We start from the raw sequence: 18,595 nt of genomic DNA, 5'->3' as shown, positions 1-18,595 counted from the left end.
CGATGTACGGGAGCCCCTTCGGCGTGGTCGGGCCGGTCAGGGCCTGCGCGCCGACGTCACCCGGTACACGTCGTAGACGCCCTCCACTCCCCTGACCGCCTTCAGGACGTGTCCGAGGTGCTTGGGGTCGCCCATCTCGAAGGTGAAGCGGGAGGTCGCGACGCGGTCGCGGGATGTCTGCACGGCCGCGGACAGGATGTTCACGTGCTGGTCGGACAGGACGCGTGTGACGTCCGAGAGCAGCCGCGAGCGGTCCAGCGCCTCGACCTGGATGGCCACCAGGAACACCGACGACTGGGTGGGCGCCCATTCGACGTCGAGGATCCGCTCGGGCTCCCTGGACAGCGACTCGATGTTGACACAGTCGCTGCGGTGAACCGATACGCCGCTACCGCGCGTGACGAAGCCGATGATCGGGTCGCCCGGCACCGGTGTACAGCATCGGGCCAGCTTGACCCATACGTCGTCGACGCCCTTGACCACGACGCCGGGGTCCGCGCTGGAGCGGCGCTTGCGGCCGCGCCCGCGGGACGGGGGTGCGGTCTCGGCGATGTCCTCGGTGGCGGCCTCCTCGCCACCGAGCGCTTGGACGAGCTTCTGCACGACGTTCTGCGCGGCCACGTGGCCCTCGCCGATCGCCGCGTACAGGGACGAGATGTCCGGGTAGCGCATCTCGTGGGCGAGCGTGACCAGCGAGTCGCCGGTGAGGATGCGCTGGATCGGCAGGTTCTGCTTGCGCATGGCCCGCGCGATGGCGTCCTTGCCCTGCTCGATCGCCTCGTCGCGGCGCTCCTTGGAGAACCATGCGCGGATCTTGTTCCTGGCCCGTGGCGACTTGACGAAGCCCAGCCAGTCGCGCGAGGGCCCGGCGCCGGCCGCCTTGGAGGTGAAGACCTCCACCAGGTCGCCGTTGTCCAGGGTCGACTCGAGCGGTACGAGACGTCCGTTGACGCGGGCGCCGATGGTGCGGTGGCCCACCTCGGTGTGCACGGCGTACGCGAAGTCGACGGGGGTCGCGCCCGCGGGAAGCGCTATCACGTCGCCCTTCGGCGTGAAGACGAAGACCTCGTTGCGCGACAGGTCGAAGCGCAGGGACTCGAGGAACTCGCTCGGGTCCTCGGTCTCCTTCTGCCAGTCGAGCAGCTGCCGCAGCCACGCCATGTCGTTGACGGCGGCGTCCCTGCCGGCCTTGCCGCTCGTGCTCTTCGGGGCGTCGGTGCGGACCTTTGAGGCGCCGGCGACGGCCTCCTGCTTGTACTTCCAGTGCGCGGCGATGCCGTACTCGGCGCGGCGGTGCATGTCGAACGTACGGATCTGGAGTTCGACCGGCTTGCCGTTGGGGCCGATGACCGTCGTGTGCAGCGACTGGTACATGTTGAACTTCGGCATCGCGATGTAGTCCTTGAACCGGCCGGGGACCGGGTTCCATCGCGCGTGCACGGTGCCGAGTGCCGCGTAGCAGTCGCGGACCGTGTCGACCAGGACACGGATGCCCACCAGGTCGTAGATCTCCGCGAAGTCACGGCCGCGGACGATCATCTTCTGGTAGACGCTGTAGTAGTGCTTCGGCCGGCCGGTGACGGTGGCCTTGATGCGGGCGGCGCGCAGGTCGGACTGGACCTCGTCGGTCACTATCGCGAGGTACTCGTCGCGCTTGGGGGCGCGCTCGGCGACGAGACGGACGATCTCGTCGTACATCTTCGGGTAGAGGATCGCGAAGGCGAGGTCCTCGAGCTCCCACTTGATCGTGTTCATGCCCAGCCGGTGCGCCAGCGGGGCGTAGATCTCCAGGGTCTCGCGGGCCTTCTTCTCCTGCTTCTCGCGCTTGAGGTAGCGCATGGTGCGCATGTTGTGCAGGCGGTCGGCGAGCTTGATGACCAGGACGCGCGGGTCCTTGGCCATGGCGACGACCATCTTGCGCACGGTCTCGGCCTGCGCGGCCTCGCCGAACTTGACCTTGTCCAGCTTGGTGACGCCGTCGACGAGCAGGGCGACCTGGTCGCCGAAGTCGCGGCGCAGCGCGTCCAGGCCGTACTCGGTGTCCTCGACCGTGTCGTGCAGCAGGCCCGCCATCAGCGTGGCCGGGTCCATGCCGAGCTCGGCGAGGATCGTCGTCACCGCGAGGGGGTGCGTGATGTAGGGGTCGCCGCTCTTGCGCTTCTGACCGCGGTGCCAGCGTTCGGCGACCTGGTAGGCACGCTCGATCTGGCGGAGAGTCGATGTCTCGATCTTGGGGTCGTTGCTGCGGACTATGCGCAGCAACGGCTCCAGGACCGGGTTGTAGGGGTTGGACCGCTGGACGCCGAGGCGGGCGAGGCGGGCGCGTACGCGGTTGGAGGAGCCGGAGCGCGCGGGCGAACCCGCCGGCCGTGCCGGGGGCGCCGGGGTGGGCGCGGGGGCCTGGCGTTCGGGTGCGGGTTTGGGGCGGGGCTCCGCCGGGGGGTTGAGGCGCGCCTGTTCGGCCGCGCGGCCGCCCTGCGCGGCGCCCGGGTTCTGGGCGGCTGCGGGCTTCGCGTGCTCCGCCGACGCCCGGCCCTGGGCTGCGCTCGCGTGCGTCGAGGGCAGGGCTGACGCCGCCGTGGCCTGGCCTGGCTGCTTCTGGTCGGCCTTGGCGGCTGAGGGTGTCCCCAGGCGTTCGGCACTGGGGGAGAGTGACTGCGCCTCGTCTGGCAAGAGGGCTCCTCGTGCGCGTTCCGGGTCCCCCGGTCAGGCCCCGGAAGCCCATGGTATCGATCCCCGGCCTCCGGTTCGTCCTCGGCCGGTGACACGGGCTCGTACTTGTGAAACGCGAGAGGCGGGTCCCGGATTCCTCCGAGGCCCGCCCCTCGCTGTGCCGACCAGGTCGACCAGGTGTTCAGACGATGAGCAGCGACTCCAGCGGTGCACCGTCCAGGGCGCTCTCCAGGCGCGCGCGGCCGCCGAGGAAGCCCAGCTCCATCAGCATGACCACGCCGGCGACCTCCGCTCCGGCGCGGCGGATGAGCTGCAGCGACGCCTCGGCGGTGCCGCCGGTGGCGAGCACGTCGTCGATGACGACGACGCGGTCGCCGGCGACCAGATCCTCGGCGTGCACCTCGATCTCGGCCGAGCCGTACTCCAGGTCGTACGCCTGGCTGAGCGTGGCACCGGGGAGCTTGCCCGCCTTCCGTACGGGGATGAAGCCGATGCCGGCGCGGACCGCCGCCGGGGCGGCCAGGATGAACCCGCGGGCCTCCAGGCCGACCACCTTCGTGGCGCCGTTCTGCACGCAGAAATCGGCCAGCGTCTCGGTGAGCGCACCGAACGCCTCGGGGTCGGCGAGGAGCGGCGTGATGTCCTTGAACATCACGCCCGGCTTCGGGTAGTCCGCCACATCCCTTATGCGGCTGAACAGCAGTTCTTTCAGTTCGTTCTTCTCGGTCATCGACGCTTACCTGACGGGCGGCCGCGGCCGCGGCTGCGGGACACGGGCTGGGCGCGGGGGCCGACGACCGCGTGGGCCGCGTCCTCCGGCTCGGCGTCCTCGGGCTCCGTGGCCCCTGACGCCGTGGCTTCCGCCGTCTCGCCCTTCTCGGCGGCCGCGGCACGCTTGGCGAGCACCCGCTTCTTCAGGGCCTTCATCTGCGGCTCGCGCTCCTTGAGCTCGGCGACGAGCGGCGTGGCGATGAAGATCGACGAGTACGCACCGGCGGCGAGACCGACGAACAGCGACAGCGAGATGTCGTTCAGCATGCCCGCGCCGAGGACGCCGCCACCGATGAACAGCAGGCCCGCGACGGGCAGCAGGGCGACCACCGTGGTGTTGATGGAACGCACCAGCGTGCCGTTGATCGAACGGTTGGCGACCTCGCTGTAGGTCCAGCGGGTCTGCTTGGTGATGTCCTTCGAGCTCTCCTTCAGGGAGTCGAAGACCACGACCGTGTCGTACAGCGAGTAACCGAGGATCGTCAGCAGACCGATCACCGTGCCCGGGGTCACCTCGAAGCCGACCAGGGCGTAGATGCCGACCGTGATGGTGATGTCGTGGATCAGCGCGACCAGTGCCGCCACGGCCATGCGCCATTCGAAGGCGATCGCCAGGTAGATCACCACGAGAACCATGAAGATCGCGAGACCGGTCCAGGCCTTGTTGGCGATCTGCTCGCCCCAGCTGGGGCCGACGAGGTCGGCGTTGATGTCGTCCGACTTGACCTTCAGCTCATCGGCGAGCTGCGACTTGATCGCGTCGGACTTTGCCGTGTCCACGCCGCTGATCTGGATGCGGAGACCGCCCGTGCCGAGCTCCTGGACGATGGCGTCGTGCCCGGAGGCCTCCTCCGCCGTCTTCTCGGCCTGGGTGGCGGAGACGCTGGTCTTCGGGGTGGTGAAGACGGCGCCGCCCTGGAACTCGATGCCCATGTTGAGCCCCCGGACCGTGAGGCCGAGGATGGCAGCGACGGTGATCAGGAGCGAGATGCCGTACCAGATCTTGCGCTTGCCGACGAAGTCGTAGCCGACCTCGCCGCGGTGGAGTCTGGCGCCGAGAGTGCCGAGTCGCGACATCTCAGGCCTCCTTGGGGTCGACGGGGGCGGATACGCGGCGGGTGCGGCGCAGCGGGGGCTTGGCTCCGAGCCGCTTCGGGTCCAGGCCGGACCAGGTGTGACCGCTCGAGAAGAACTTGCTGCGGGCGAGGATCGTCATCAGCGGCTTGGTGAAGAGGAAGACCACGACCACGTCGAGCACGGTGGTCAGGCCGAGCGTGAACGCGAAGCCCTGCACCTTGCCGACGGTGACGATGAAGAGCACCGCTGCGGCGAGGAACGACACGAAGTCGGAGACCAGGATGGTGCGCCGGGCGCGCGGCCAGGCCCGCTCCACGGCGGGTCGCAGCGTGCGGCCCTCGCGGATCTCGTCCCTGATGCGCTCGAAGTACACGATGAACGAGTCCGCTGTGATGCCGATCGCGACGATGGCACCGCAGACCGCCGGCAGGTTGAGCGCGAAGCCGATGGTGGGGCCGAGCAGCGCCATGATCGTGTACGTCAGCGCGCCGGAGACCAGCAGCGACGCGATGGCGATGAGCGACAGGCCGCGGTAGTACACCACCAGGTAGATGACGACCAGCGCGAGGCCGATGGCACCGGCGATCAGGCCCGCGTGCAGCTGCTCGCCGCCGAGGGCGGCGGTGACGGTGGTGACGCTCTGCTCCTCGAAGGAGAGCGGCAGCGCACCGTAGGAGAGCATGTTGGCCAGGTTCTGCGCAGACTCCTGGTCGAAGTTTCCGGAGATCTCCGCGCTGCCGCCGGTCAGTGCCTGGTTGACGTACGGGTCGGAGACGACCTCGCCGTCAAGCACGATGGCGAACTGGTTCTGCGGGGACTGGTTCTGCGCGAGCTTGCCGGTGATGGTGGCGAACTTCTTGGCGCCCGCGCCGGTGAAGTCCATCGTGACTTTCCAGCCCGCGGCGTTCTGCGTGTCGTAGACGGCCTTGGCCTCGTCCACGTCGGTGCCCTCGACCTCGGCGGGACCGAGGACGTACTTCTGCCACTGGCCCTGCGAGTTCTTGCCACAGGCCACGGTCGACTCGGACGGCTTGACGCCGTCACCGGCCTTGGCGCGCTGCGCGGGGTCCGTGCAGTCGAGGTTGGCGTACTGCTGCTCCAGGCCGCTGGTGTCCGAGGTGCTGGTCGCGGACGGAGAGGGGCTGGCCGAGGCGGAGGCGCTCGCGGCCGGCGAGGCGGAGGCACTCGCGGCCGGCGAGGCGGTGGAGTCCGCCTTGAGCGCGTCGGTGACCGCGCGTCCCTGGGAGGTGGCCGTGGCCGACGGGGTCGCGGAGGACGAGGGGCTGGCGGAGGAGTCGGACGAGGTCGCCTTGTCCTTGTCGGCCGACGGGGAAGCGCTGCCGGACGCGCTCGGCGAGGGGCTGGCCGTCGAGTTCCCGGCACTGACCTCGGTCGCGAGAACGGGGCGGAAGAAGAGCTGGGCGGTGGTGCCGACCTGCTCGCGCGCCTGCTTCTCGTTGGTGCCCCGGGGGATGTTGACGATGATGTTGTCGTTGCCCTGGGTCTGCACCTCGGCCTCGGAGACACCGAGACCGTTGACACGGCGCTCGATGATGCTCACGGCCGTGTTCATGTTGGTCTGGTTGACCGCGTTCTCCTGACCCGGCTCACTCTTCGCCTTGAGCGTGATGCTGGTGCCGCCGGCGAGGTCGATGCCGAGACGCGGAGTGGTATGCCCGGAAAGGAACATTCCCCCGGTGAGCGCCGCGATGGCGATCAGGATGAGGACCAGCGAGCGGCCGGGCCTGCTCTGGGCGCCCGTTCTCCGGCCCTTCTTCGGTGCTGCCACCTTCTCGTTCTTCCTCTCCAACCGTCCTGCGCGTGAATCTACGCGCATCCGGCCATGACATGGTGTCGAGACGTGCCGAATCCGCACGCCCCGGGGACCGCGGCGCGCGGGCGGGCGCTCCGCGGTCCCCGGTCGTGGCTACTTCGTGTCGGACTCGCCGTCGGTCTTCTTCGGCTCGGCGTCGTCCGCCTCTGCGGCCTCGTCCTTCTTGCCGAGGTCGATGCGCGACTCGTCGGAAGCGTCGGCGGGCTCGTCGGTCTCGGTGAGGGAGGAAGCGTCGTCGGGGACGACAGGCGTGTCGACCTTCAGGTCGTCGTCGCCGGTGCCGTGGACGATGCGGTTGTACTCCTCGTCGTCGAGGACGGCGCCGATCGCGTTCTTCGCGAAGACGAGGTGGACACCGGGGGCGGCCTCAAGGAGGACGGTGTCGGTGTTGACCTCCTTGACCGTGGCGTACAAACCGCCGATCGTGCGGACGCCGGTACCGGGCTGCATCTGGTCGCGCATGTTGGCGGCCTGCTGCTGCTTCTTCTTGGCAGAGCGGGTCATCAGGAACATGGCCCCGATGAGCACGATGAACGGGAGGAGAGTCAGGGTATTCACGGGACGGAATTCCTTCGCACGACCGCGTTGGGGAGCGGCCTGATGGATGGGGGTGGGCCTGCCGCCCGCAAAGGCGGCATCGGCGGAGTCTAGGCGAGTCCGCACCGATGGAACAACGCTCGGCATGTCAGCGTAGTTCCTGACCCACGCGGCGTCCGCGCCGTCACGCCCCGAACAGGTCCTGTTGTCCGTTTCCGCCGGTCGCCTGGCGTGGCGGGGTGAGGCCCAGGTGGGCCCAAGCGGCGGGCGTGGCCACCCGGCCGCGCGGCGTCCGGGCCAGCAGCCCCTCACGAACGAGGAATGGTTCGGCCACTTCTTCGACTGTCTCGCGCTCCTCCCCCACGGCCACGGCGAGGGTGGACAGGCCGACCGGTCCGCCGCCGAAAAGCTTGAGCAATGCCTGAAGAACGGCGCGGTCGAGGCGGTCGAGGCCCCGGGCGTCGACCTCGTAGACGGCGAGGGCCGCGGCGGCGATGTCGCGGCTGACCACACCGTCGGCCTTGACCTGGGCGTAGTCGCGGACGCGGCGCAGCAGCCGGTTGGCGATACGGGGCGTGCCGCGCGAGCGGCCCGCGATCTCGGCGGCGCCGTCGGACACGATCTCGACGTTCAGCAGGCTCGCGGAGCGGTGGACGACGCGCTCGAGTTCGACGGGTTCGTAGAACTCCATGTGCGCGGTGAAGCCGAAGCGGTCGCGCAGCGGGGGCGGCAGCAGACCCGCGCGCGTGGTGGCGCCCACCAGGGTGAAGGGCGGCAGTTCGAGCGGGATCGCGGTGGCGCCGGGGCCCTTGCCGACGATGACGTCGACGCGGAAGTCCTCCATCGCCATGTACAGCATCTCCTCGGCGGGCCGGGACATGCGGTGGATCTCGTCGAGGAAGAGGACCTCCCCCTCCTGCAGCGAGGAGAGGATCGCGGCGAGGTCGCCCGCGTGCTGGATGGCCGGGCCGCTGGTGATACGGATCGGGGCGCCCATCTCCGCCGCGATGATCATGGAGAGCGTGGTCTTGCCGAGCCCGGGCGCGCCGGAGAGCAGCACATGGTCGGCGGTGGCGCCACGCTGCCGCGCCGCCTTCAGCACGAGATCCAGCTGCTCCCGGACCCGTTCCTGACCGACGAACTCGTCCAGCGACTTCGGCCGCAGCGCCGCCTCGACGGCCTGGTCCTCCCCGTCGGCCACGGCTCCGACCAGTCGGCCGGCCTGGGTGTCGTCGGTGACGGGTGACGTGTCGTCCCAGTTCACGGGTGATCGCCTCACGGGTTGGTGGCGGGCGTGCCGCCTGTCGTACGGGTGGTGGGGGCCGAAGGTCCGCGGTAAGGACGTCGGGCGCCGGGGCGCGGTGGCCGGGCCGGGCTCCCGGTCGGCCGCGGTCGAGCCTGTCCGGCTCGAGGCGCGCGGGCGGCTCTGTGAGCGGATGCTCGCCGATGGGTGTGTCCGGCACGAGGCACGCGGGCGTCCACATGAACGACTGTTCGCCGGTGGGGGTGGGGCACCGCGACGGATGCCGTTCGGATCCCGTGTGCCGCGGTGGACGTCGCGCCCGCCGCCGCGGGCGTCGCGTATCCCGCCATGGGCATCGCGAACGCTTCTCGGATGCGCAGGATCCGACGCGCTGCCCGGCCGCCGGGCCACGTGCGCTCGGCCGTGGCGGCTCGGCGCCCGTGTCGCGGCGGGCCGACCGGAGTCACGGTGTCCGCCCGGCTCATCGAGTGCGGTTCAGCGTCTGCAGCGCGGCCTTCAGCAACATGCCCACCTGCGGGTTGCCCCCGGCCGCCTCGGCCTGCGGAGTGACCGCGGTGACCGCTTCGTCGGCCTCCCGGGTGGCGTAGCCGAGGCCGACGAGCGCCGCGTGCAGCTGGTCGCGCCAGCCGGACGTGACCGGGGCGCCGACCCCCGTGCCCGTGCCGATGGGCGCGCCGAGACGGTCCTTGAGCTCCAGGAGAAGCTTCTGGGCGCCCTTCTTGCCGATGCCCGGGACGGCGGTGAGGGCCTTCTCGTCAGCGGTCGCGACGGCACGGCGCAGCGCGTCCGGGCTGTGCACGGCGAGCATCGCCTGCGCGAGGCGCGGTCCGACGCCGCTGGCCGTCTGCAGGAGCTCGAAGGTCTGGCGCTCGTCGTCGTCCGCGAAGCCGTAGAGCGTGAGCGAGTCCTCCCGGACGACCAGCGACGTGGCGAGCTTCGTCTGCTCGCCGATGCGCAGGGTGGAGAGGGTGTTCGGTGTGCACTGGACGGCCATGCCGATGCCACCGACCTCGACCACCGCGGCGTCCGGGGCGAGGGCGGCGACGGGGCCGCTGACGAAGGCGATCATCGGGTGACCTTCCGTGCGAGTGTCTGTTCTTGGGCTTGGGCCTGAGCTTGGGCGCGTGTCTGTGCCTGGGCCCGGCGGGCCTCCGCGTGTGCCTGCTGGAGGCGGTTCATCGCGGGCGCGCGCCAGATGTGGCAGATGGCGAGGGCGAGGGCGTCCGCCGCGTCAGCGGGCTTCGGGGGCGCGGCGAGCCGCAGGAGCCGGGTGACCATGGCGCCGACCTGGGCCTTGTCCGCACGCCCTGTGCCGGTGACGGCGGCCTTGACCTCGCTGGGTGTGTGCAGCGCGACGGGCAGTCCCCGGCGGGACGCGCAGAGCATGGCGACCGCGCTGGCCTGAGCGGTGCCCATGACCGTACGCACGTTGTGCTGGCTGAACACGCGCTCCACCGCGACATATTCGGGCCGGTGCTCGTCCAGCCACTGCTCTATGCCCTGTTCGATGGCCACCAGGCGGTGGCCGATGTCGGCGTCAGCGGGCGTACGCACCACGCCGACGCCCAGCATCGTGAGCGGGCGGCCCGCGACCCCCTCGACGACGCCCACACCGCACCGGGTCAGCCCCGGGTCCACGCCGAGTACGCGCATCGCGTGCTCCCCCCTTTGCGGCTAAACCGCCGCCGCTCTCGCGGACTTGGTTGCTCGCCATCCTGGTTTCTCAATTGATGGTTGCGGTCGTGAGGCATCGATCTTGGCCATGACGTCATCAGGCTATCCGCTGTCACCGACAACGACGGTGGGCCGGTGAGGGGTGCTCCCTCACCGGCCCACCGAGTCGCGCCCCGTCAGGCCTCGACCTTCTCCATGATGTCGTCGGAGACGTCGAAGTTGGCGAAGACGTTCTGCACGTCGTCGCTGTCCTCGAGCGCGTCGATCAGCTTGAAGATCTTCTTGGCGCCCTCCTCGTCCAGCTCGACCTGCATGGTCGGGACGAAGTTGGCGTCGGCCGAGTCGTAGTCGACCCCGGCGTCCTGGAGGGCGGTGCGGACCGCGACCAGGTCGGTCGCCTCGCTGATCACCTCGAAGGACTCGCCGAGATCGTTGACCTCCTCGGCGCCCGCGTCGAGCACCGCGCCCAGGACGTCGTCCTCGGTGAGGTCGCCCTTGGGGACGATCACGACGCCCTTGCGGTTGAACAGGTACGAGACGGAGCCCGGGTCGGCCATCGAGCCGCCGTTGCGGGTCATGGCGACGCGGACGTCCGACGCGGCGCGGTTGCGGTTGTCGGTGAGGCACTCGATGAGCACCGCGACACCGTTCGGGCCGTAGCCCTCGTACATGATCGTCTCGTAGTCGGCGCCGCCGGCCTCGAGACCGCCACCGCGCTTGATCGCGGAGTCGATGTTCTTGTTCGGGACCGACTGCTTCTTCGCCTTCTGCACGGCGTCGAAGAGCGTCGGGTTGCCCTCCAGGTCGACGCCGCCCATGCGGGCCGCGACCTCGATGTTCTTGATGAGCTTCGCGAAGAGCTTGCCGCGCTTGGCGTCGATCACGGCCTTCTTGTGCTTCGTCGTGGCCCATTTAGAGTGGCCGGACATCTGCCTGTCTCCTTCGCGTAACCCATCTTTGAAAACGAACTCCAGAGATCCTACAAGGCTCCGGGGTTCCGATTCTCGCGCACCATGTCCACGAACAGGGCATGCACGCGGTGGTCTCCGGTCAGTTCCGGGTGGAACGACGTGGCGAGCACGTTGCCCTGGCGTACGGCGACGATGTGGCCCTCGTGCTCGGCGAGCACCTCGGCACGGGCGCCGACGGACTCCACCCAGGGGGCGCGGATGAAGACGCCCTCCACGGGGCCGCCCTCGATGCCCGCGATGCCGACCGCGGCCTCGAAGGACTCGTTCTGCCGGCCGAAGGCGTTGCGCCGCACGATCATGTCGATGCCGCCGATGGTCTCCTGGCCCGAGCGCGGGTCGAGGATCTTGTCGGCGAGCATGATCATGCCGGCGCAGGTGCCGTAGACGGGCATTCCGGCCTGCACACGCGCGCGGAGGGGCTCCATCACACCGAAGAGGATGGCCAGCTTCGAGATGGTGGTGGACTCGCCGCCGGGGATGACCAGGCCGTCGACCTCGGCGAGTTCCTCGGGGCGCCGGACCGGCCTGGCCACGGCGTCGGCCGCGGCCAGGGCGATCAGGTGCTCCCGTACGTCGCCCTGGAGCGCCAGGACGCCGATGACAAGTGCGTCGCTCATCTGGTTACCAGCCGCGGTTCGCGTAGCGCTCGGCCTCGGGGAGCGTGTCGCAGTTGATGCCGACCATGGCCTCGCCCAGGTTGCGGGAGGCGTCCGCGATGATCTTCGGGTCGTCGTAGAAGGTGGTGGCCTTCACGATGGCGGCGGCGCGCTTGGCCGGGTCGCCCGACTTGAAGATGCCGGAGCCGACGAAGACGCCCTCGGCACCGAGCTGGCGCATCAGCGCGGCGTCGGCAGGGGTGGCGACACCGCCCGCGGAGAACAGCACGACCGGCAGCTTGCCGAGCTCGGCGACCTCCTTGACCAGCTCGTACGGGGCGCGCAGCTCCTTGGCGGCGGCGTACAGCTCGTGGTTGTCGTAGCCGCGGAGGCGGGCGATCTCGTTCTTGATCTGGCGCAGGTGGCGGACGGCCTCGACGACGTTGCCGGTGCCGGCCTCGCCCTTGGAGCGGATCATGGCCGCGCCCTCGGCGATACGGCGCAGGGCCTCGCCCAGGTTGGTGGCACCGCAGACGAAGGGGGTGGTGAAGGCCCACTTGTCGGAGTGGTTGACCTCGTCGGCCGGGGTGAGCACCTCGGACTCGTCGATGTAGTCGACGCCGAGGGACTGCAGGACCTGGGCCTCGACGAAGTGGCCGATCCGGGACTTGGCCATGACCGGGATCGAGACGGCGTCGATGATGCCCTCGATCATGTCCGGGTCGGACATACGGGCCACCCCGCCGTCCTTGCGGATGTCGGCCGGAACCCTCTCCAGGGCCATGACGGCGACGGCGCCCGCGTCCTCGGCGATCTTCGCCTGCTCCGGGGTGACGACGTCCATGATCACGCCACCCTTGAGCTGCTCGGCCATGCCGCGCTTCACGCGCGCGGTGCCGGTCGCCGGGGTGGTGTCGGAGCCGGGCTGGGTGGTGCTGGGGAGCGTGCTGGACACGGGTGACCTCACTCGGTGAAGAGAGTTTCTGCATCTTCGAGGAAACCGTCGCGATGCAGGCCACATCAAGGGCCAATGGTGACGCGGTGGCTCATTTTTCCTCACCACTGTGCTACCACCGTGCCCTCACCACTGTGCCCTCACTGCTGCGGAACAGGCCAACGGCTCACAAGCCGTGGGTCTGAGAAGCCGCTAAGAAGCCGCGCGGTCCGCCAGCGCCGCGGGCGGTTCGTCGTCCATCTCGAAGGCCATGGGGAACGGCGCGTGCCCGGCGAGCCGGAACCATCTCACCTTGCGGTGCCGGCGCAGTGCGCGGGTGGCCCGTACGGAGTCGTTGTGGAAGCGACGGGCCATCGGGACCCGGCGTACCGCCTGGGCCAGCTCACGGGCGGCCTCCTCGCCGCCGGGCGCCTCCCGTACCGCCTCGACCTGCTCCGTCTCGCCGAAAATGGCCCGCAGCGCCTGACTGAGCTCGCTCTCGGCGACCTCGCGCTGCTCCTCCTCGGCTTGCCGCGCCGCGTGCGCCGCCTCGTAGAGCACGATCGACGCGGCCGGGTCGAGCACGCCCGAGGTGGCCAGTTCCTGCGCGACCGACGCACGGCGCAGCAACTGGGCGTCGAGTGCGGCACGCGCCGCGTCGATACGGGCGTGCAGCCTGTCGAGGCGGCCCGCGGTCCAGCTCAGGTAGAGGCCGATCACGACGAGGGCGACGACGATCCAGATCAGAGTGGAGGTCACGGGCGGCAAGGCTACCGGGGGCGGTGGCACGCCGACCGGCCCGGGCAGCGGGGGCACGGGGCCGCACGGCCCACGCCCCGGGGGTTGGCGCACACGCGCGTGCGCCCCCTCTCCGCGGCTCGCCTCAGTCCCGCGCCAGCCCGAACCGGGCCCGCAGTCCGGTGCGCTCGTCGGTGGCCACCGAGGCTGCGCCGTCCGTGACCGTCTCGTAGACCGCGAGGATGTCCGCGCCGACCGTCGACCAGTCGAAGCGGCGCACATGCGCGCTGCCGCGCTCGCGGAGCTCCGTGCGGCGCTCGGCGTCGCCGAGGAGGCGTACCGCCGAAGTCGCCAGTGCGTCCGCATCCTCGTTGGTGAAGAGCTCGCCCGCCTTGCCCTGGTCCAGTACCTGGGCGAACGCGTCGAGGTCGGAGGCGAGGACGGGCGCGCCCGCGGACATCGCCTCGACCAGGATGATCCCGAAGCTCTCGCCGCCGGTGTTGGGCGCCACGTACAGATCGACGCTGCGCAGCAGCCTCGCCTTGTCCTCGTCGCTGACCATGCCGAGGAACTCGACGCGGTCGCGCATCTGTGCGGGCAGGGTCTCGACGGCCTCTTCCTCGTCGCCGCGTCCGGCGACGAGGAGCCGGGCCTCCGGACGCTCCGCGAGGATCTTCGGCAGGGCCTTCATCAGCACCGGAAGCCCCTTCCGGGGCTCGTCGATGCGGCCGATGAAACCGATGGTCTGCCCCTGCCACTCGGCCTTGGGCCGGGCGCTCGCGAAGAAGTCGACGTCCACGCCGTTGGGGATGACCACCGCGTCGCCGCCGAGGTGCTCGACGAGCGTCCGGCGTGCGTACTCGCTCACCGCGATGCGCGCGCTGATCTTCTCCAGCGCGGGCTGCAGGATCGGATACGCCGCGATCATCGCCCGGGACCGGGGGTTGGACGTGTGGAAGGTGGCGACGATGGGCCCCTGGGCGGCCCAGCAGGCGAGCAGCCCCAGCGACGGCGACGTGGGCTCGTGGATGTGGATGACGTCGAAGGTGCCGTCGTGCAGCCAGCGCCGCACCCGCGCCGCGGACAGGAAGCCGAAATTGAGCCGCGCTACCGAGCCGTTGTACGGCACGGGGACCGCCCGGCCCGCCGACACGACGTACCCGGGAAGCGGGGTGTCGTCGTCCGCGGGGGCGAGGACGGACACCTCGTGCCCGAGGCGGATGAGGTGTTCGGCCAGGTCCCGGATGTGGAACTGGACGCCGCCCGGCACGTCCCAGGAGTACGGGCAGACGATGCCGATCCTCACGCCGGCGCCCCCGGCTCCGCGGAGCCCTCCGGCTCCTTGGGCTCAAGGTCAGCGAGCCACAAACGCTGCAGCATGTGCCAGTCCTCCGGATGCTCGGCGATCCCCGTGGCGAAGGCGTCTGCCAGCGCCTGTGTCATGACAGACGTCTTCTCGGCCCGGGTACCTGATTCCGGGACCGGAATGGGCGGATGGACGCATCCCTTCATGACGGCCGAGTCGTCGTACCAGAGGGTGACCGGCAGCAGCAGCGCGCCGGTCTGCTGGGCGAGCATGGCCGGGCCCGCGGGCATCCGGGCGGTGTCGCCGAAGAACCGGACCTCGACGCCGGACGCCGACAGGTCCCGGTCGGCGACGAGGCACACCAGGCCCCCGGCGCGCAGCCGCCGTGCCAGCGTGCCGAAGGCGGCGCCGCCGGTGTGCGGCAGGACCTCCATGCCGAGGCTCTCGCGGTAGGCGACGAACCGGTCGTACAGCGTCTCCGGCTTCAGCCGCTCCGCGACCGTCGTGAAGGGCACGCCGAGGTGCGTGGTGACCCAGGCGCCCGCGATATCCCAGTTGGCCAGGTGCGGCAGGGCGAGTATGACGCCCCTGCCCTCGGCGAGGCCGTCCGTCAGGTAGTGGACGTCCTTCGGGTCGAAGGCGGCGTCCACGCGCTCCTTGCTGAACGCCGGGAGACGGAAGGACTCCATCCAGTAGCGCAGGTAGGAGCGCATGCCCGCCTTGGAGAGCTCGGCGAGGCGCTCGGGGCCCGCGTCGGGCACCACGCGCGCGAGGTTGGCCTCGAGCCGCTGCACGCCCTTGCCGCGGCGCTTCCACGCGATGTCGGCGACGGTCCGGCCGAGCCGCACGGCGACGGGCTCGGGGAGTTGCTTGACGGTCGCCCATCCCAGTCCGTACAGGGCGTCCGTCAGCCGCTCCTGGACAGGGCTCATGAGGCGGCCCCACTCTCCTGCGAGTCCTGTGCCGATGCGGCGGCCTCGGCCTCGGCGGACTCCCTGCGGACGGTCACCACGCGCTGGACGAGGGTGACGAGGCTGCCCACGGCCACGATCCACAGGGCAATCGGCAGCAGCACCTGGATGCCCGGCACCCCGAACGCGTGCAGACCCGCGAGACCGGCAGCGACCAGCGAGATCACCAGCCGCTCGGCTCGCTCGACGAGACCGTTGACGGCGACCGGCAGGCCGATCGATTCTCCACGTGCCTTCGTGTACGACACGACCTGCCCGCTGGCCAGGCAGAAGATGGCGACGGCGCACAGGACGTTGTCGTTGCCGTTGCCCGCGTACCAGAGCGCGAAGCCGCCGAAGATGGCTCCGTCGGCGACGCGGTCGAGGGTCGAGTCGAGGAAGGCGCCCCAGCGGCTGGAGCGGCCGAGCTGGCGCGCCATGTTGCCGTCGACCAGGTCCGAGAAGACGAACAGCGTGATCACGATGGTGCCCCAGAAGAACTCGCCCCTGGGGTAGAAGACCAGCGCGCCCGCCATCACCCCGGCCGTACCGATGAGCGTGACCGTGTCGGGGCTCACCCCTCGGCGGATGAGAAACGCGGCGAACGGTGTGAGGACACGCGTGAAGAATGCACGCGCGTACTTGTTCAGCATGGCCTTCCCGACGGTCGGTGAGCCGCGTGGCCCTGCTGACCACCGGCTGGCCCATCGTAGCCACGCGCGCGTGGCCGCGAGCGCCGGGCGTCGAGGCCGGGTGATCTCGTACGACGTATGGACGCACCGTTACGGGAGTGCAAAGCTCGAAACATCGGGGCGTCGCCGGAGCCGCCACCGCTGGGGTGCCCCCGGCCCATGGCTGGAGGAGGGAAAGCCGCAGGTCCACGTCCTGACAGACCTCACCGTGCAGGAAACCGGGAGGCAGGAAAATGGGCGACAAGGCGAATGCACAATCCGGAGCCGCCGGCAGGGCAGCGACGGCCGACCACCCCTCGTCCGTACGGAATGTGGTTCTGGTCGGCCACAGCGGATCAGGCAAGACGACTCTGGTGGAGGCCCTCGCGCTGACCGCGGGGGCGGTGAACCGGGCGGGCCGCGTCGAGGACGGCGGCACCGTTTCCGACTACGACGAGATCGAGCACCGTCAGCAGCGCTCGGTGCAGCTCTCGCTGGTCCCCGTCGAGTGGGACGGCTACAAGATCAACATTCTGGACACCCCCGGATACGCCGATTTCGTCGGGGAGTTGCGGGCCGGTCTGCGAGCGGCGGACGCGGCCCTTTTCGTCGTCTCGGCGGCCGACGGCGTCGACGGCTCGACCCGCATGGTGTGGGAGGAGTGCGCGGCGGTCGGCATGCCCCGGGCCATTGTGATCACGCATCTGGAGGCGGCGCGGGCCGACTTCGAGGAGATGACGCGGATCTGCGCGGAGACGTTCGGCGGCGACGACCCCGACGCCGTACTGCCGCTGTACCTGCCGCTGCGCGGTGAGCCGGGGCCGGACGGGCACGCGCCCGTGACGGGCCTCATCGGGCTGCTGACCCAGCGGCTGTTCGACTACTCGTCCGGCGAGCGCAAGGAGTCCGAGCCGGGCCCCGACCGGCTGCCGCTCATCGAGGAGGCGCGCAACCGGCTGATCGAGGGCGTCATCGCCGAGAGCGAGGACGAGACCCTCATGGACCGCTATCTCGGCGGCGAGGAGATCGACGTCAAGACCCTGATCGAGGACCTGGAGCGCGCCATCGCACGCGGCAGCTTCCACCCCGTGCTGGCCGCGGCACCCGCCCGGGAAGGCGGCCGCCAGGGTCTGGGCACCGTCGAGCTCCTGGAACTGGTCATCCGCGGTTTCCCGACGCCCATGGAGCACGAGTGCCCGGCGGTCACGACACCGGGCGGCACGTCCCGGCCGGAGGTCACCTGTGATCCCGAGGGGCCCCTGGTGGCGGAGGTCGTCAAGACGGCGTCCGATCCGTACGTCGGCCGCGTCTCTCTGGTACGCGTCTTCTCGGGCACCCTGCGCCCCGACGAGACCGTGCACGTCTCCGGGCACGGCCTGGCCGACCGCGGGCACGAGGACCACGACGTCGACGAGCGTATCGGCGCCCTGTCGGCGCCGTTCGGCAAGCAGCAGCGGACCGTGTCGCAATGCGTCGCGGGCGATCTCGCATGCGTCGCGAAGCTCGGCCGTGCCGAGACCGGCGACACCCTGTCGGCCAAGGACGATCCGCTGCTGATGGAGCCGTGGGACATGCCAGACCCGCTACTGCCGGTGGCCATCCAGGCACACAGCAAGGCGGACGAGGACAAGCTCTCCCAGGGCCTGTCCCGGCTGGTCGCCGAGGACCCGACGCTGCGCCTCGAGCAGAACCAGGACACCCACCAGGTGGTGCTGTGGTGTCTGGGCGAGGCGCACGCGGACGTCGTCCTGGAGCGGCTGCGCGGGCGCTACGGCGTGCAGGTCGACGTCGTACCGCACAAGGTCTCCCTACGGGAGACGTTCGCGGGCAGGTCCGCCGGGCGCGGCCGGCATGTGAAGCAGTCGGGCGGTCACGGCCAGTACGCGATCTGCGAGCTCGAGGTGGAGCCGCTGCCGGGCGGCTCGGGCATCGAGTTCGTGGACAAGGTCGTCGGCGGCGCGGTGCCGCGGCAGTTCATCCCGTCGGTCGAGAAGGGCGTGCGCGCGCAGGCCGCGAAGGGCGTCGCCGCCGGCTATCCGCTCATCGACGTGCGGGTCACGCTCCTCGACGGCAAGGCGCACTCGGTGGACTCCTCCGACGCCGCGTTCCAGACGGCGGGCGCGCTGGCGCTGCGGGAGGCGGCATCGGATGTGCGGATCCATCTGCTGGAGCCGGTCGCCGAGGTCCAGGTGCTCGTCGGCGACGACTACGTCGGCCCGGTGATGAGCGATCTGTCGGGGCGGCGCGGCCGGGTGGTCGGGACCGAACAGGCTCCCGGCGGACGCACACTCGTACGGGCCGAGGTTCCCGAGATCGAGATCGACCGCTACGCGGTGGACCTGCGCTCGATCTCGCACGGCACCGCGCGGTTCAGCCGCCGCTACGCGCGGCACGAGCCGATGCCGCCGCAAGTCGCCGACAAGGTACGCGAACAGGCCCAGGAAGCCGCGTAGTCCGGATCGCGCTCGCCTCCCGGCCGGGCCTCCCGCGGGCCCGGCCGGGCGGTCCGGTGGCCGGCGGCGACCCGCCCAATCCCCTTCTGGGCGGGCGGCCTTCGGCCTGCTCGCGCCGCACATGCCGCACCCGTCGTGCTGCGTGT

At 70.5% G+C, this 18,595-nt stretch carries 16 protein-coding genes; 1 reads left to right on the top strand and 15 read right to left on the bottom strand.

The features are described from left to right. Positions 1-36: 36 nt before the first annotated feature. From ACWD4J_RS07325 to pgsA, 15 genes are all read right to left on the bottom strand, one after another. A complete protein-coding gene (locus tag ACWD4J_RS07325; RefSeq protein WP_451394374.1) occupies positions 37-2,565 on the bottom strand; it encodes a RelA/SpoT family protein in 2,529 nt (842 codons plus the stop codon). A gap of 289 nt (positions 2,566-2,854) precedes the next feature. Next, positions 2,855-3,403, bottom strand: a complete 549-nt coding sequence (locus tag ACWD4J_RS07320) for an adenine phosphoribosyltransferase (protein ID WP_451394314.1) — start codon at positions 3,401-3,403, stop codon at positions 2,855-2,857. Beyond that, positions 3,400-4,521, bottom strand: coding sequence for a protein translocase subunit SecF (secF, locus tag ACWD4J_RS07315; RefSeq protein WP_451394313.1), 1,122 nt, complete (start codon positions 4,519-4,521; stop codon positions 3,400-3,402). The genes ACWD4J_RS07320 and secF overlap by 4 nt, the downstream gene beginning before the upstream one ends. A gap of 1 nt (position 4,522) precedes the next feature. Continuing rightward, positions 4,523-6,310, bottom strand: a complete 1,788-nt coding sequence (gene secD, locus ACWD4J_RS07310) for a protein translocase subunit SecD (RefSeq protein ID WP_451394312.1) — start codon at positions 6,308-6,310, stop codon at positions 4,523-4,525. A gap of 138 nt (positions 6,311-6,448) precedes the next feature. Next, entirely contained in the window at positions 6,449-6,913 is a 465-nt protein-coding gene (gene yajC, locus ACWD4J_RS07305; RefSeq protein WP_451394311.1) for a preprotein translocase subunit YajC, read from the bottom strand. A 163-nt stretch (positions 6,914-7,076) separates the two neighbouring features. Then, positions 7,077-8,156, bottom strand: a complete 1,080-nt coding sequence (gene ruvB / locus ACWD4J_RS07300) for a Holliday junction branch migration DNA helicase RuvB (RefSeq protein WP_451394310.1) — start codon at positions 8,154-8,156, stop codon at positions 7,077-7,079. A gap of 460 nt (positions 8,157-8,616) precedes the next feature. After that, positions 8,617-9,225: a Holliday junction branch migration protein RuvA gene (ruvA, locus tag ACWD4J_RS07295; RefSeq protein ID WP_451394309.1), complete on the bottom strand. Its 609-nt coding sequence runs from the start codon at positions 9,223-9,225 to the stop codon at positions 8,617-8,619. After that, complete coding sequence (ruvC, locus tag ACWD4J_RS07290; RefSeq protein WP_451394308.1) at positions 9,222-9,809, bottom strand: crossover junction endodeoxyribonuclease RuvC; 588 nt, start codon at positions 9,807-9,809, stop codon at positions 9,222-9,224. The genes ruvA and ruvC overlap by 4 nt, the downstream gene beginning before the upstream one ends. Positions 9,810-10,006: 197 nt before the next feature. Then, complete coding sequence (locus ACWD4J_RS07285; RefSeq protein ID WP_451394307.1) at positions 10,007-10,759, bottom strand: YebC/PmpR family DNA-binding transcriptional regulator; 753 nt, start codon at positions 10,757-10,759, stop codon at positions 10,007-10,009. A gap of 50 nt (positions 10,760-10,809) precedes the next feature. Then, entirely contained in the window at positions 10,810-11,418 is a 609-nt protein-coding gene (pdxT, locus tag ACWD4J_RS07280; protein ID WP_451394306.1) for a pyridoxal 5'-phosphate synthase glutaminase subunit PdxT, read from the bottom strand. Positions 11,419-11,422: 4 nt separating this feature from the next. After that, positions 11,423-12,352 (bottom strand): pyridoxal 5'-phosphate synthase lyase subunit PdxS, encoded by a 930-nt coding sequence (gene pdxS, locus ACWD4J_RS07275; RefSeq protein ID WP_351289808.1) that lies wholly within the window; start codon positions 12,350-12,352, stop codon positions 11,423-11,425. A 192-nt stretch (positions 12,353-12,544) separates the two neighbouring features. After that, positions 12,545-13,090, bottom strand: coding sequence for a hypothetical protein (locus tag ACWD4J_RS07270; protein ID WP_451394305.1), 546 nt, complete (start codon positions 13,088-13,090; stop codon positions 12,545-12,547). A 124-nt stretch (positions 13,091-13,214) separates the two neighbouring features. Beyond that, entirely contained in the window at positions 13,215-14,375 is a 1,161-nt protein-coding gene (locus tag ACWD4J_RS07265) for a glycosyltransferase family 4 protein (RefSeq protein ID WP_451394304.1), read from the bottom strand. Beyond that, positions 14,372-15,307, bottom strand: coding sequence for a phosphatidylinositol mannoside acyltransferase (locus tag ACWD4J_RS07260; protein WP_451394303.1), 936 nt, complete (start codon positions 15,305-15,307; stop codon positions 14,372-14,374). Before ACWD4J_RS07260 ends, ACWD4J_RS07265 begins: the two co-directional genes overlap by 4 nt. Next, positions 15,304-15,978, bottom strand: coding sequence for a phosphatidylinositol phosphate synthase (gene pgsA, locus ACWD4J_RS07255; RefSeq protein WP_451394302.1), 675 nt, complete (start codon positions 15,976-15,978; stop codon positions 15,304-15,306). The genes ACWD4J_RS07260 and pgsA overlap by 4 nt, the downstream gene beginning before the upstream one ends. A 272-nt stretch (positions 15,979-16,250) precedes the next feature. Between pgsA and ACWD4J_RS07250 the strand changes: the two genes are divergently transcribed. Next, on the top strand, positions 16,251-18,449 hold the full coding sequence (locus tag ACWD4J_RS07250) for an elongation factor G-like protein EF-G2 (RefSeq protein WP_451394301.1): 2,199 nt from the start codon (positions 16,251-16,253) through the stop codon (positions 18,447-18,449). Positions 18,450-18,595 lie beyond the last annotated feature (146 nt).

Source organism: Streptomyces sp. NPDC002577 (genome assembly GCF_053594815.1).
The sequence above is the reverse complement of the archived record's forward strand: the minus strand, read 5'-3'. Positions and strand labels throughout refer to the sequence as shown.